Origin of the sequence: Microseira sp. BLCC-F43 (assembly GCF_041929235.1) — a bacterium.
In the GTDB taxonomy this organism is placed as follows: Bacteria; Cyanobacteriota; Cyanobacteriia; order Cyanobacteriales; family Aerosakkonemataceae; genus Microseira.
Window position 1 is genome coordinate 39,030 of sequence record NZ_JBHFNP010000314.1, and the last position, 14,652, is coordinate 53,681.

The 14,652-nt window shown below is 44.9% G+C and carries 11 protein-coding genes; 9 read left to right on the forward strand and 2 right to left on the reverse strand.

What is annotated here, in order from left to right; translation table 11 throughout:
• The first annotated feature begins 562 nt into the window (after positions 1–562).
• On the forward strand, positions 563–1,324 hold the full coding sequence (locus ACE1CM_RS42215) for an FHA domain-containing protein (protein WP_374885276.1): 762 nt from the start codon (positions 563–565) through the stop codon (positions 1,322–1,324).
• 72 nt (positions 1,325–1,396) lie between these two features.
• Here the strand turns inward: ACE1CM_RS42215 and recA are convergent, their stop codons facing one another.
• Positions 1,397–2,479 carry a recombinase RecA gene (gene recA, locus ACE1CM_RS42220; protein WP_374885278.1) on the reverse strand — a complete coding sequence of 361 codons (1,083 nt, stop codon included), beginning with the start codon at positions 2,477–2,479 and terminating at the stop codon, positions 1,397–1,399.
• Between the two features lie 720 nt (positions 2,480–3,199).
• Here recA and ACE1CM_RS42225 point away from each other — a divergent pair.
• The 5 genes from ACE1CM_RS42225 to ACE1CM_RS42245 all read left to right on the forward strand — a co-directional run bounded on the left by ACE1CM_RS42225 (position 3,200) and on the right by ACE1CM_RS42245 (position 6,910).
• The gene (locus ACE1CM_RS42225; RefSeq protein WP_374885279.1) at positions 3,200–3,934 is read left to right on the forward strand and encodes a serine/threonine protein kinase; all 735 of its coding nucleotides are present in this window, start codon (positions 3,200–3,202) and stop codon (positions 3,932–3,934) included.
• Positions 3,935–4,495: 561 nt separating this feature from the next.
• A complete protein-coding gene (locus tag ACE1CM_RS42230; RefSeq protein ID WP_374885281.1) occupies positions 4,496–4,912 on the forward strand; it encodes a nuclease A inhibitor family protein in 417 nt (138 codons plus the stop codon).
• Positions 4,913–5,036: 124 nt separating this feature from the next.
• Positions 5,037–5,537, forward strand: coding sequence for a DinB family protein (locus tag ACE1CM_RS42235; RefSeq protein ID WP_374885282.1), 501 nt, complete (start codon positions 5,037–5,039; stop codon positions 5,535–5,537).
• 248 nt (positions 5,538–5,785) lie between these two features.
• Positions 5,786–6,016 (forward strand): hypothetical protein, encoded by a 231-nt coding sequence (locus ACE1CM_RS42240; protein WP_374885283.1) that lies wholly within the window; start codon positions 5,786–5,788, stop codon positions 6,014–6,016.
• A gap of 537 nt (positions 6,017–6,553) precedes the next feature.
• Entirely contained in the window at positions 6,554–6,910 is a 357-nt protein-coding gene (locus tag ACE1CM_RS42245) for a hypothetical protein (protein ID WP_374885290.1), read from the forward strand.
• On the opposite strand, the gene ACE1CM_RS42250 is transcribed toward ACE1CM_RS42245, so the two are convergent.
• Positions 6,828–7,001, reverse strand: coding sequence for a transposase (locus ACE1CM_RS42250; RefSeq protein WP_374885288.1), 174 nt, complete (start codon positions 6,999–7,001; stop codon positions 6,828–6,830). The two genes, ACE1CM_RS42245 and ACE1CM_RS42250, sit on opposite strands and share 83 nt — an antisense overlap.
• Before the next feature lie 1,590 nt (positions 7,002–8,591).
• On the opposite strand from ACE1CM_RS42250, the gene ACE1CM_RS42255 reads away from it, so the two are divergent.
• The 3 genes from ACE1CM_RS42255 to ACE1CM_RS42265 form a co-directional block, all read left to right on the forward strand.
• Positions 8,592–10,505, forward strand: coding sequence for a formyltransferase family protein (locus tag ACE1CM_RS42255; protein ID WP_374885284.1), 1,914 nt, complete (start codon positions 8,592–8,594; stop codon positions 10,503–10,505).
• A gap of 16 nt (positions 10,506–10,521) precedes the next feature.
• Complete coding sequence (locus tag ACE1CM_RS42260; RefSeq protein ID WP_374885285.1) at positions 10,522–11,478, forward strand: TauD/TfdA family dioxygenase; 957 nt, start codon at positions 10,522–10,524, stop codon at positions 11,476–11,478.
• Positions 11,479–11,625: 147 nt separating this feature from the next.
• Positions 11,626–14,652, forward strand: a 3,027-nt coding sequence (locus tag ACE1CM_RS42265; RefSeq protein WP_374885286.1) for an amino acid adenylation domain-containing protein, incomplete at its 3' end; no start/stop codon positions are given.

The following is a 14,652-nucleotide window of genomic DNA, read 5'->3' on the forward strand; positions in this document are numbered from 1 at the left end:
AATTTTTCTTGAGGGGTTGTTACCTGCATTCAAAAGATGCGTTCTGGTGACTGCTGGCGATATGCCTGGGGCACGCTCTGGGAACGCATCAGTTGCTGGCTGGGTGAAAATTTATAGACGACCCTCGGTTTAACCTACCCCATCTCAGTTTTTATTAAGATCTATTTAGAGCCGCGCCCAAAACTCAGGGTATTATTTAATAATTTTTTTCAGCATATTGTTTAATAATAAAATTATGACATAAACGCTGAGTAAATTGCGAAAAAGCCCTAGCTCGCTCTTTTTTTTGCCGCTCTTTTTTTTGCTCAACTTTGCCAAAAATTTAAGATGATTCAGTAGTTGTGCGGGACACAGACTGGGAACATTCTAACCTAAGATGTGGTTAGTTTATCGACTGCACTTTGTGGGTCAGCAAAGCGGTCGAATAGTTACAATAACTTACTGTAGCAATGTTGTCAAGTGCTGGGTGATTGAATGACGCCATCCTTGGTAAATATGACAAACCAACAGCAACAACAACTGGATTTTCCCGTGCAATTTTAGAATAAACGGCTGGTTTATCATGATTGACCCGCATTCAACGACGGCATTAATATCATCGCTCTTGGAGTCGTCTCAAGATATGGAATTAGAAAACAGGCTTGGTTTGTATCAAGTATTTTTAAAGCTCTACCACCATCATCGCAGCCTTTTGGATGATATTCTGCGGTTAGAAAACGTAGGGAATCCATCTGTTAGGGGTACAGCACCCGCTTACGTGCAGGCAGGAATACATCATGGGCGACCCTATCTGATTACCAACTTGCTGGATGGTAAAACCCAGGGACTGTTTCAACCAGAGGGGGTGTGGATCCTAGGTCGCGATCGCCGTGCTAACATACCGATTCTAGAGCAATGCATGTCTCGCGTCCACGCCGCGATTCAGTACGTTCCCAACCAAGGATACTACCTAATTGACCTGGGCAGCACCAACGGTTCGTTTGTCAACAGCGAACCAGTTTTTGAGCGGCAGTTGCTCAAAGATGGCGATCAAATTCGTTTGGGCAGTGTGGCGATTTCCTTTTTTAGCTGTCAAACTACCCAAACGTTAAGAGCGACACCGCCAGAAATCCTGGCTAAAATCCAGGCAATGGCTGCATCTGATGCTAATGTGACTCCACCCCTGCCCGGTGAGAAATCTAAAGACACAGACTCTTTGCCGCCGCTCAATAGCCTCAAAGAAGAACCGCCCTCTGAATCTTCGCTGTCGCAGTTGAGTTCGTCGGTGCAATCAGAAATTTTAGACCGCTTTTTCAGCCAACAGATGCCAGCAGAGCGAAACTAATGGATTCGTGGTAAGCAGAGCGCTTTGCTTCTAACCGTAGGGCAAATGCCCTACGGTTAGAAAGCTTTGAGACTATTCTTCTTCTTCTTCTACTAATAGTTCCTCTTCGTCTTCAGCACCACCGTGAGTCACCGAATTGGCGGAAATGACGGCTCCCTTCTCTAGTTTTTCGCGAATCTGCTGTTCGATTTGCTTAGCAAAGTCAGGCTTTTCTTCCATGTATTTAATGGTGTTATCCCGCCCTTGGGCAATATTGTCACCGTTGCAGCTATACCAAGCGCCTTTGCGCGTAATCACGCCGGTTTCTTCCGCGATATCGACAATACAACCCATCTTGGAAACGCCTTTGCCAAAGATAATGTCAAATTCGGCGACGCGGAAGGGGGGGGCGACTTTATTCTTGGCTACCTTGACTTTGACGCGGTTGCCAAATTCCTCCGAACCCTTTTTCAGCGTTTGAATCCGACGAATGTCCAGGCGCACCGAAGCGTAGAACTTGAGCGCGTTACCGCCAGTCGTCGTTTCTGGGTTGCCGTAGGTGACGCCGATTTTTTGGCGCAGTTGGTTGAGGAAGATTACCGTACAGCCGGATTTACCGATGTTACCCGTGATTTTACGCAATGCTTGGCTCATCAACCGCGCTTGCAAACCTACGTGAGCATCGCCCATATCGCCTTCAATTTCAGCGCGGGGGACTAGCGCCGCCACCGAGTCAATGACTACGATGTCAACCGCCGCAGAACGCACCAGTTGATCGACAATTTCTAGAGCTGCTTCCCCGTTGTCTGGTTGGGCGACAAACAAATTGTCAATATCTACCCCCAATGCTGCGGCATAGGTGGGGTCGAGGGCGTGTTCCGCATCTACAAATGCTGCGACGCCGCCTGCTTTTTGCATTTCTGCGATTGCGTGCAGCGCTAGCGTCGTTTTCCCCGAACTTTCCGGACCATAAATTTCAATTACGCGCCCTTTGGGTAACCCACCGCCCAACGCTATATCTAAAGTCAGCGCACCGCTGGGGATGGTTTCCACCTTCATGCGGGTGGCGTCTCCCAAGCGCATGATTGACCCTTTGCCAAATTGCTTCTCAATTTGGTTCAGTACCAGGTTCAGGGCTTTTTGCTTGCCAGCGGTATCGTTTGATGCAATAACCATTATCCGCCTCTAGGGTATGAGGTTTAAATATTTTATGTTCTCTTCGTCAGCACTAGAACAGATATACCATTCTAGTTTAGATTTCCCAGTACGGGAATGTGCTATACAAAACTTGGCTAAACTTATCTAAGCTTCACCATTCAACCAGAAGTAATTTCTAGAGGGTCTGCTTCCTGCTTCCACCAAGGGAGTCGGATCCTTCTTGTCCACAGGCGTAAATTCGGGTGTAGCCCACCCTATCTTTGGTGCTGTCAAACTATTGTTTTTGAAGTAGGGGCGGGTTTAACGAGACATTTCGTGTTCCCCCGAGAATTGGTTGGTAAAACCCGTTTCAACCAATTTAACGAATCGTGGTAAAACGATCTACCTTTTTATAGGCTGGTCAGTTTTAATCGACTGTGGTTTACAAAAGACGAAAATTTTTGGCCTTGGTTTTCCTGCACTCTCGCTAAAATACCATAAAATTACCAATCTGTCAATATCAGCACCATGAATAACTATGGATAACTATAAGCCAGAAAATTGGCATTTAGTCTGCCTGGGCCCTCGCCTAATCTATATTTGGTTTAGAGTTGCTTTGATGTATCGGAGTTTAGCATCTGACGAGGGTAGCTGGCGCCGTAAAATTTCTTGGGTAATTTCCTCCTGGTGCATTGGGATCAAGGAGCGATCGCCCGTTTAGTCGGAAATCGGGGTTAAATTGTTGAAGTTAAAAGTACTATGGATAGATCGCATATCAATCGCCTCGTCGAAAGTGTCCGCTCTGAGCTACTTCCCAGCTTAGGGATCGAAAGCGTCGATCCTCATGACCCGGTGATAGTCCGCCACCTTCCCGAACCCTGGCGGCTCCTGGGAGCGGGGAACTACGCTGTGGTAGTGTATCACCCTGACTACCCAGAACAGGTAGTAAAAATTTATGCCCCCTCCCGTCCAGGTTTTGAGGAAGAGGTAGAGGTTTATCGCCGTCTGGGTTCCCATCCAGCCTTTTCCGAGTGTTTTTATGCCGAAAACGGCTTCTTAATCCTCAAGCGGTTGTATGGAGTGACCCTCTACGACTGTATCCACCTTGGTAAACGGATACCAAAGCAGGTTATAGAGGACATCGACCAAGCGCTGGATTATGCCCGCAGGCGCGGTCTGTATCCCCATGACATTCACGGTCGCAATGTCATGATGTACGAAGGTAGGGGACTCGTCGTAGATATCTCGGACTTCCTTCAAGAGGAAAAATGCTCAAAGTGGGATGACTTGAAAAAAGCTTATTACTGGCTGTATCGTCCCATATTATCGCCACTGGCCTTGCGGGTACCTTACTTTCTCCTGGATGTTGTCCGCAGGAACTATCGCCGCTGGCGTCGCTTTGCTTCACGCCTGAAGCAGTTTTTTACTGGGGAAATTCAGCGGGAGCATTCAGCTGAAACTGTAGAAGCTGCACCGCCGTTGCGACGAGAGTGAAGTACCCCACCCCACAGGCGGATGGGGCTTCCTGTTTCATCGGTCAATGCCACGTTAGGGACTTCCGAGGCAGTTCGTACCTAGTACGATCGTGGTCTTACTTGTCCGGAGGAGGTTTGTTCGCGCCGAACCTAACTCCCGTAGCAGATTGCTCTACTACCGCTTCTAACAACCTACCTAAATCTACTCATGCCGCATATATTTAGCGCCAGTCCAAGTCAAAGGTGTAACTTCCTCAAGATAAAAAGAAGCGCGTAATGGCGGATTGCTGATTGCTCGGATGATAGCTCAACAATCAGCCTTGACCACTTTTCCCCAGTTAGAGTTTGCGACCAGTAGGTATGAAGTATTTAATTGTAGTTGATGATTAATTTGTGCCAGGTGTTTTATGGTTTTCACGCCAAAATCATAGCCTTAACAACCCGCATTAATCAAGCGTAATTACATTCTACTACCACTGTCAATACAGATCAATCTCATCTACTTTGAGTAGGTTTAAGGAGAAATAGGTAGGTTGAAAGAAACTGTTTTTACCACTGGCAGCAACCCGTCTTCCACAGGTTGTTAGTTTCTTTCCGTACAACTTCTCTTGGATTTCTGCAATGGCGAGAAGCGGGAGAAGTTCTTTCTCTGATCTCTGCTGTTTCTGCGGCAAGCTTAGAACCGCTACGTAAGGAATTAGCCTTTCTGTTCCAGACAGTCAGATGGGTACTCGACCAATACAAGTTTACCAAATTCTTTCGCCTATTCCAAATAGAGATGGGGGCAAGCGCCCCGTCGCTATCAATCCCCACCCCATGGCGATTGGGGAATTGGGCGAGGCAAGTTAACCAGGTTTCTGATGGCTTGCTTTATATGAGCGAGTCAGACTATCCATTTGAGCTTTTTTTATGGGAAAATAGGGGCAAACAAAAGCTAATAATTCAGGACTTACGCAAACACCAAAGTTTCTGTGAAAAATCCTGGCTTTGTCACTAGAGTCCGCCGCCATCACCAAAGTTTCTGTGAAAAATCGTGGCTTTGTCACTAGAGTCCGCCGCAAGAAACCCGGTTTCTAGGATCGTCGTGGGTAAGTCCAAAATTGAGAAACTGCAATAGGAAAATGAATGCAAGCAGCTACTACGAAACAATGGCAGAGTATAACCAATGGATGAATGAAAAACTCTATGCCATTTGTGCAGAAATACCGGAGGAAAAACGGAAAGAAAATCTGGGTGCGTTTTTCAAATCAATTCACGGGACATTAGAGCATATACTTCATGGCGATCGCGCGTGGATGGGACGCTTCACCGGACAAAGTTTTGCGGTTAAATTGGGTCAGGAGTTATATGCCAATTTCGATGAGCTTCGCAAAGAGCGAGAATTGATGGATCGGCAAATAATTGAATGGTCGAAGACGCTTTCCCCAAAATGGCTGGCTCAACCGTTTGAATATACCAGCAATGTGGATGGCAAAACTCGCGTTCTACCAACTTGGGTTTTGGTGACGCATATGTTTAACCATCAAATTCATCATCGCGGTCAATTAACGACTCTGTTGAGTCAATTGGGTTACGATCCGGGGATTACGGATCTGCCTTGGTTGCCAAGTTTGTCCGATTAAAATTAAGGGTTTGGCTGTGAGTTTATCAATTGTTCTCTGAGGGATGGCGTTAGAATTATCAGAACTCTGACAATTTCTATATAGCTGTTTTAAAGAGTAAACAAGGCAATCTGCAAGAGGCACTGATTGAATATCAATCAGCCATTGAGATTGTCGAAGAGTTCCGAGATTATTTAATCATTCCAGACTTTTGTACTGGCTATTTCTGTTTACAACAACATATTTATAAAACATATATCGATATTTTAATGCAACTGCATCAACAAAACCCATCCAAAGGATATGATGCCCAAGCACTCCACGCCAGCGAAAGTTCTCGCGCCAGAAGTCTCCTCGAACTCCTCAGGGAAGCTAAGGCAGATATCCGCCAAGGCGTTGACCCCAAACTGTTAGAACAAGAACGCAGTTTGCCACAACAACTCAACGCCTTTGAACATCGCAAATATCAACTTGTTAGCAGTCAGCATACCGAACAATAACTAGATGAAATTAAACAAAAAATTGACACCGTTCTTGCTCAAATCAAACAACTCGAAGCCCAAATTCGCACTACCAGTCCCCGCTACGCCGAACTCAAATATCCCGAACCCCTAAACCTACAACAGATTCAACAACAGGTACTCGATGACGATACTCTACTTTTAGAATATTCCCTTGGCGAAAAGCGCAGTTATCTCTGGGCAGTCACCAAAAAAAGCATCACCAGTTACGTACTTCCTAAACGCAGCGAAATTGAAGCCGCTGCCCAAACTTTCCGCCAATCTCTCACTCCCAATAGTGCCGCTAATTTAGCAAGCGGACTGCCACTGAGTCAGATGCTTCTCGCCCCTGTCGCCAATCAATTGGGAAACAAACGTTTACTGATTGTTGGGGATGGGGTATTGCAATATGTTCGCTTTGCGGCATTGCGGATTCCTGGGAATATAAAGATGTCGGTTTCCCATTGATATCACCGGGAAATCAATGATTCAGAAGGCTTTTCGTTTCTCCTCTCACCCCGCCCGGAAATCAATTTCATGGCTGATAGCGAAAGTCCGTTAAAACAAACTAATTCCCCACAATTTTCAGTCGGTTTTAACCGAATTCAGCTATTAGCCGGGGATTTGAATCCCCGGCGAGTGGCAGATACAAACGAATCCAATTCTTACACGCCTTTATTAATCCAAAACGAAATTATTACCCTTGCTTGCGCTTCTACTGTTGCCATTCAACGCCGAGAACTGCAAAACCGCCCCGCTGCTGCTAAAAAACTGGCTGTTGTTGCTGACCCCTTTACCCATTATCTGGAAATCAATATCCGAGAAGGTTTACCGTTCCAGCCTGGTCGCAAAGATGATGAGCAGTTTTATAATGGAAATTCTTCTTCGTGTTAGTGATGTGGTTATGATGTCTGGCAACCTTGAGCCGAGCTTTCTCGTAGTTTGATGACCGTTTCTTCTTCCTAGATAACCTGCGTTGTAGCACTTTGATCCGACGCAAGCTGATCCACAAAGCATCGCGGTCTACCGATAAACTCTTTATCCCAGGTTGTCAAAAACTTCTCCAACCCCAGGTCAACTCCAATAGCATGACCGTGAGGTTGTGGTTCCAGAATCGATCCGTCTGACTCTATCGTGATTACAGCTTCCCAGGTCACCACTATGCTTGACTATTCTCACCTGTTTGATCGCAAATCCCTCTGGGATTGGTCGATCTAGGTTAATCGGTATAGAACCAAGTTTTGGGAGTGCAATCTGCCATCCTGTAAGGCAATTGGCTTTCACCTGCGGATACAGGATAGATTTTAATTGTCCATACTTTTTGCATCTGGGAAAACCATAACCCCTCTTTAAAAAGAAATCCCAGGCATCATGAAGTCGCCTGATTGTTGTTTGCAGCACCTGGGACGGAACTTCCGACAATTTAGGATATTCTTTTTTGGCTTTAGGGAGAACATTCTGCTCAAAGTAATATCCCGGAAATACCCCCACCGAAAGTTAAAACAGATTTCAAGTACATTGACTCATTGACAAAAGGCAGGCTGTCTTAATTCGGAGATGAGCAGTCCGGTTCTGAGAGGGGAAATTAGCGACAACGCTTTCGCCCTACCCAACTGAAATCCCGGTCTTGTTCAAACAATAAGACCGTTCTTTTTTACCACACACAGGCTACGACTGGTAGTTGTTTTCCTATCTCTGTCGGTTTCATTGTTAATAAGCTTGGTATTTTAGGGGGAAGCTGGAAGGGCTTTGCCCTTTGAGCATAAGCCTTTGGGGCGCTTGTCGCCCCCTGAACTGCTAAACTCCTCTAACCGATTAGACAACAACTATCTGTCGCTTATCAGAGTGAAAGGTAATTTTTTATACTCTTAATTTTCTAACTTATCCTTCTGTTGCTTTTTGCTCAAACAAGTTGCATCAAGTTTTAGAAGATATAGGTTAAAACCAGGTTCTGTATAAACTCGCAGTCGGAAGATTTGCTAAATACACGCTACAACAGTAAATTTGACTATGTAATATTTTGTAAATTTAGACTAGACACTCAAAGGTTTATTTGTTAATTTGGGCAGAAATAAATCAAGTTTACGGGGGAGTAAGTCACAGCTTAGGCTTTCGCTAATTAATTTAACACAAGAAAAAAATAAAAGGCTTAAGTTATTTACAAGGGTGCTTGTTTGAATTAAGATAACTCTGTTTCTACTGATAATTAACACAAGATTTTCACACTGCATCTGTAGCGGATGCAGCTTCGCTGCTGATAGGAGGAATTAATGTTCGTACGTTAATACTACTTTTTTAAACACCATAGCAAGAAATTACTTAGCTATTTACGAGATGGCAAGGCTTTTAGTCTGACAGCTATTTAGTTAGGGTTAAGTGCTACGGGTTCCTCATTTACCCTGCAAATGTATCCCAGGGAAAGTGCCGATTTTTCACTTTAGCCTTTGAGCTAAAGGTGTTTCCCTATCGCTCGACTAGGAGTGGAGGTTTCTGCATCAGTTTGAGTGAAGTGGAAGCCCCAAGGCTAAATATTCTATCAGTAGAAGGCTGCACATTGCTGCTGTAGGAAACGGATATGACAGAGAATAAGTCGCATTTTAGTTTCTTTCTGAGTGGAAAAGGCAGTTTACCCATTCAATGTGCTGAAGTTCTTTTAAAACGCAGTCATCAGCTCTTGGGTATAATCTCCGCTGATGCCTTGATTCGCGACTGGGCTAAGGAAAAAGATATATTTTACATACAGCCAAGAGAGAATATTATAGAAATTTTAAGCCAGCAGCCTTTTGATTACCTATTTAGCATTGTTAACAACAACCTTTTACCTGAAGAAATTTTGAAATTACCGCGCCAGCAGGCGATTAACTTCCATGATGCTCCCTTACCAAAATATGCGGGAGTTAATGCTACATCCTGGGCTTTAATCAGTCAGGAGAAGGTGCATGGGGTGACATGGCATGTGATGATCGCTCTGGCTCTTGGAGGCGATATCCTGAAGCAGGTGCAAATCGATATTGCTGATGGAGAGACGGCTTTTACTGTGAATGGGAAGTGTTATGAGGCGGCGATTCGTTCGTTGGAAGAGTTAATTGATCGGCTGGCAAGCGCTCGAGTCTTAGCGAAACAGCAAAATTTAGATGAGCGAACCTATTTTCCGCGATTGCAAAGGCTGTTGGCTGGTGGTATTCTCTGTTTTAATTGTTGTGCCTGGGATATCGATGCTGTTGTGATGGGTTTGGATTTTGGCTCGTACCCCAATCCATTGGGTTTAGCAAAGTTGGCGATTGGGAGTGAGTTGTTGGTTGTCTCTAAGGTGGAGGTTCTGGCTCAGGAGTCAGAGTCGCCTCCGGGGACGGTAACGGCAATTGAACCTAGTTTTTTGAGGGTGGCTACAGCAAGTTACGATATGGCGCTGGGTCAGGTGCTGACGATGGATGGTCAAACGCGATCGCTTTTTGATCTAGTTGACAGATTTGGGTTGCAAGTTGGCTATCGGTTTGGTGAGATTGAGTCGGATAAGGCAGAGCGGATTGAGCGGTTGGATGGGTTAATTGCTCAACACGAGGCTTTTTGGGTAAAGAGACTGGGGGCGCCACAACCGATTACAATTTCTTATGCACAGCGGATGGCGTTGCCTTTGGCACCGAAGCGGTATGGGTGTGTAAAGATGCCTGTATCGGATGAGGTGACAGCTTTTTTGGCCCAGGGTTATCCGGATTGGAATCCGGGGGAATTCCTGTTCGCTGCTTTTGTGGCTTATTTGGCTCGAATTGGCTCAACTGAATGTTTTGATATCGGATTTAGAGATATCGAATGGCAACGGGAATTGGTGGGAGTGGAAGATGTTTTTGCTTCCTATGTGCCTTGTCGGATAGATATAGATTGCCTTCAAAGTTTTGAGGGAGTTTTTGCAGCTTTGAGGCAGCAGGTGGAGTTGACTAAACTTCACTGGACTTATGCGCGAGATGTGGTGGCAAGGTATCCAGCTTTGCGAGAGTTGCCCCAGTTGGGTGGCGAGCGGATATTTCCGGTGGTTGTAGAGCGGGTGGAAAGACTGGAGGATTGCCAAGGTGAGTCTGGGAGTGAGCTGACTTTGATAATTCCGTCAGAGGGGAAAGAATGCTGTTGGTTCTATAATACTGAGGTGTTGGATGGTGACAGCATTGCCAGGATGCAAGAGCAGTTTGCTATTTTTTTACAGGGTATTGTTGCTGAACCTACCCAGGGAGTTGGTTATCTGCCTGTGCTGTCTGAGCAGGAGCGTCACAAAATTCTGGTGGAGTGGAATGATACTGAGGCAGATTATCCCAAAGATAAGTGCATTCATCAGTTGTTTGAGGAACAGGTTGAGAGAACGCCTTATAATGTAGCGGTGGTGTTTGATTCGCAGCCGTTGACTTATCGGGAGTTGAATGCAAAAGCGAATCAGTTGGCGCACTACTTGCAGAAACTGGGTGTCTGTCAGAATAGCTATTTAAAATCAGAGGATTAGTCAAAGGGATAACAATATGAATGGAGAGAAAAAAACCAATTACAGTTTGAACAAATTGACGGCATTCAAAGCCAAACATATGAGGGGTTCAGAGAAAAAGATAATTAAAAGTAATTATCTAAAAATAGGAGAGAATTCACTTGGAGTAATTCAGCCAAATGTCAAGAATTTTAATGTAGTAGAGTGGATCAAAGAAAACCGTGATTTTTTAGAAAAACAGTTATTTAAAGATGGAGCAATACTTTTTCGGGATTTCAATATAAACTCTGGGTCTAAATTTAAGAATTTTGTCCTATCTATCTCTTCTGAGTTGATTGAATACGGTGAACGCTCATCGCCGCGTACTCAGTTAAGCAGCGGAATATATACATCGACCGCTCATCCTGCAAAGCAGCATATTCTTTTACACAATGAGCAATCCTATACTCTCAATAGGCCAATGAAGATATGGTTTTGCTGCATTCAACCGTCTCAGGAGGGAGGAAGAACACCACTCGCTGACAGTCGGAAAGTTTTTCAGCGGCTAGATCAACAAATTGTAGAGAAATTTAGCCAAAAAAAAGTGATGTATGTTAGAAACTATGGAAATGGACTAGGTCTGCCATGGCAAGAAGTTTTCTTAACTAATGATAAAGCAGTAGTAGAGGAGCATTGTCGTAAGGCTTCTATTGAGTTTGAGTGGCAGGAGAGAAATCGTCTAAAGACATGGCAAGTTCGTCCAGCTATCAGACAGCACCCTAAGACAGGTGAAATAGTTTGGTTCAATCATGCTGTTTTTTTCCACATATCAAGTTTAGAGCTATCGGTACGTGAAAAAATGCTGGAAGCAGTTAAGCAAGAAGAGTTGCCATTCAACACCTTCTACGGAGATGGCTCTCCAATTGAACCCTCTGTTTTAGATGCAATACGTAAAGCTTATCATCAGGAAACCTTGGCATTTTCTTGCCAAATTGGCAAACAGGAGATGTGTTGATGTTAGACAATATGTTAGGATCGCACGGACGTGAGCCATTTGTAGGAGAACGAAATATCCTGGTGGCTATGGCTGAGCCTTTTGGTCAAAACCAGGAAGGCAGAACTCTTGACAAATAAAAGTGCGTTTTGAAAACGAGGTGTAATCATGAAAAACGAAGTACTTCAGCTTGAAGGTTTTAGCCTTTCTATTCAACAAAAGCGACTCTGGCTGTTGCAACAAAATAGTTCAGCTTATCGTGCCCAGTGTTCTGTTTCCCTAGAAGGAAAGCTGGAAAAAGATATTTTGAAGAAAGCTTTGCATCAAGTCATCACGTGTCATGAAATTCTGCGTACAGTTTTTCGTCGCTTACCAGGCATGGATATGCCGCTTCAAGTCATCTTAGAAAGGATGGGACTCTCATACCAAGAATTAGATATGAGGGATTTAGGAGAGCGAGAACAAGAAACTAAAGTTAATGCTTTCTTCCGAGATCAAGGAAAGGTTTATTTCGATTTTAAACAAGGACCACTGGTGCATTTCCATTTGCTCGTTCTGTCAAACAATAGGCATGTTTTAACGCTCGATATGCCAGCAATTTGTGCAGATGCTTGGAGTCTCAATAATCTAATATTTGAAATTAGCAACTGTTATAAAGTATGTCTTCAGGGAAATGAAATAATTGATGAACGCCTGCAATATATTCAATTTTCAGAATGGCAAAATGAGTGGCTTGAGGAAGATGAAGTAGCAGCAGGCAAAGAGTACTGGAACAAGCAGCAAGTAGACAAAATACCTCATTTGTTACTTCCTTTTGAAAAAAAGTATGTTGAAACGTCAAATTCTGTTTCCCATAGATTTCAACCAAACTGTATTTTTTTACAGATCAAGCCCAATCTATTTAAGGAAATTGAGAGCATCGTTAGAAATCAAAACACGTCGATTTCAGCATTCTTGCTGGCGTGCTGGCAAGTTCTGCTCGGGAGGCTAGCAGGAATATCGGACGTGGTTGTTCATACTCTCTTTGATTGTAGAAGCGCTAAAGACTTGCAGGAGTCAATTGGTCTTTTCGCTAAATATATACCTGTTTATACCAATTTTGAAGATGATATTCGATTTAGCGAAATTTTAGAAAAAATTAGTAATTCAATGGATAATCATGACGCATGGCAAGAATATTTTATAGAGGAACAAACTCAAGAAAGGGAAAAAGAGAGCATAAATAGTTCGTTATTTCCTATAGGCTTTGATTTTGAGCAATGGCCAGGGGAAGAATATGCTGGCGGTGTGAGATTTTCAATAGAGAAAAAGTACGTATGTACAGATTGGTTCAAGCTGAAACTATCCTGTATTCAAGCAAATGGGTGTTTGAATATAGAGGTTCACTACGAGCAAACATTGTACGAAAAAGAGCAAATTCAGCGGATTGCAGATGAGTTGGAGACGCTGTTAAAAAGCGCTGTGAAGGCTCCAGAAAAGCTAGTAAGCGAGTTAGATATTATCAGCGAGAGCGAAAAGCAAAAAGTGCTGGTGGAGTGGAATAATACCCAAACTGATTATCCACAGGATGCTTGTATCCATCAGCTATTCGAGGCTCAAGTGGAGCGGACACCGGATGCGGTAGCAGCGGTATTTGAAGACAAACAGTTAACCTATGGGGAGCTAAATCGCCGTGGGAATCAGCTAGCGCATCACCTGAGGGCGCTCGGAGTAGGTCCAGAGGTAATTGTGGGACTATACATGGATCGCTCGCTGGAGATGTTGGTTGGACTGCTAGGCATCCTCAAAGCTGGGGGAGCTTATATGCCCTTGAACTCCGCCGACCCCCAGGAGCGTCTAACTTTTATGTTGGAAGATGCTCAAGTACCAGTGCTTTTGACCCAGAAGCGTCTGAAGGATCGCTTACCCGCTCTCGGAATCCAAACAATCTGCCTGGACTCTGAGTGGGAAAAGATAAACGAGAACAGCGAAGAGAACTTGCTCAGGGAAGTAACATCTGAGAACCTGGCCTATGTAATCTACACATCGGGTTCTACAGGTAAACCTAAGGGAGCCATGATTCAGCACAGATCCGCCGTGAACTTAGCGACTGCTCTGAATAAGGCTATCTACAGCCACCAGCGTTCTCCTCTGCGGGTAAGCTTGAACGCACCTCTGAGCTTTGATGCTTCAGTTAAGCAAATTCTTCAGTTACTCAATGGTCATACTCTCTACATTGTGCCGGAGGAAGTACGGCGCAACGGCAATGAATTGCTGTCTTACGTGAGTCGTAATGCACTGGACCTTTTGGACTGCACTCCCTCTCACTTGAAGCTTTTATTCGCTGCCGGATTAACCCAGATACCAGAGCGGGTTCCGGCTGTGGTGTTAATAGGTGGAGAACCGTTGGACAAAGCCACTTGGAAACTTCTAGCCAACACCGCACAGATCAGTTTCTACAACGTTTATGGTCCAACAGAGTGTACGGTCAACGCCAGTGTGTGTCACGTACAAACAGCGCCAGCACAGCCGACAATTGGTCGTCCCCTTGCCAACGTGCAGATATATATTTTAGACTCTCATCTTCAGCCCGTGCCCATCGGTGTTCCGGGTGAGCTGCACATTGGCGGTGCTGGCTTAGCTCGGGGCTACCTCAACCGCCCCGAGTTGACAGGTGAGAAGTTTATTAATCACCCCTTTAGCCAAGAACCAGGGGCGCGACTGTATAAAACGGGGGATTTAGCCCGCTACCTGCCCGATGGCAACATTGAGTTTCTCGGTCGCATCGACTATCAGGTCAAAGTACGGGGCTATCGTATAGAGTTAGGGGAAATCGAGAGAGTGCTGGAGCAACACCCATCTGTACGGCAGGCGGTCGTCCTGGCGCGGGAGGATGAAGCTGGTGACAAACGTCTAGTAGCGTATATCGTTGCCAAGCAAGAGCAGCCATCTCCAGCTGACGAACTGCGCGGGTTCCTGAAACAGAAGCTGCCCGAATACATGGTGCCAAACGCTTTCGTTTTCCTAGATGCCCTGCCCTTAACCCCCAACGGAAAATTAGATCGCCGCGCCCTGCCGGCACCTGACCAAACCAGGCCAGAGTCAGAAGCAAATTTTGTGGTGCCGCGAGACGATTTAGAACTACAACTGACTTTGATTTGGGAAAAAGTTTTAGGCATCCAGCCTATCGGCGTGATGGACAACTTCTTCGAGTTG

What these genes read in the sequence shown, in the direction of transcription:
- ACE1CM_RS42240 (WP_374885283.1), top strand. Translation starts at nt 5,786, where the DNA reads ATGCAACTGCATCAACAAAACCCATCCAAAGGATATGATGCCCAAGCA.
- ACE1CM_RS42235 (WP_374885282.1), top strand. Translation starts at nt 5,037, where the DNA reads ATGAATGCAAGCAGCTACTACGAAACAATGGCAGAGTATAACCAATGG.
- ACE1CM_RS42255 (WP_374885284.1), top strand. Translation starts at nt 8,592, where the DNA reads ATGACAGAGAATAAGTCGCATTTTAGTTTCTTTCTGAGTGGAAAAGGC.
- ACE1CM_RS42225 (WP_374885279.1), top strand. Translation starts at nt 3,200, where the DNA reads ATGGATAGATCGCATATCAATCGCCTCGTCGAAAGTGTCCGCTCTGAG.
- recA (WP_374885278.1), bottom strand. Translation starts at nt 2,479, where the DNA reads ATGGTTATTGCATCAAACGATACCGCTGGCAAGCAAAAAGCCCTGAAC.
- ACE1CM_RS42260 (WP_374885285.1), top strand. Translation starts at nt 10,522, where the DNA reads ATGAATGGAGAGAAAAAAACCAATTACAGTTTGAACAAATTGACGGCA.
- ACE1CM_RS42215 (WP_374885276.1), top strand. Translation starts at nt 563, where the DNA reads ATGATTGACCCGCATTCAACGACGGCATTAATATCATCGCTCTTGGAG.
- ACE1CM_RS42245 (WP_374885290.1), top strand. Translation starts at nt 6,554, where the DNA reads ATGGCTGATAGCGAAAGTCCGTTAAAACAAACTAATTCCCCACAATTT.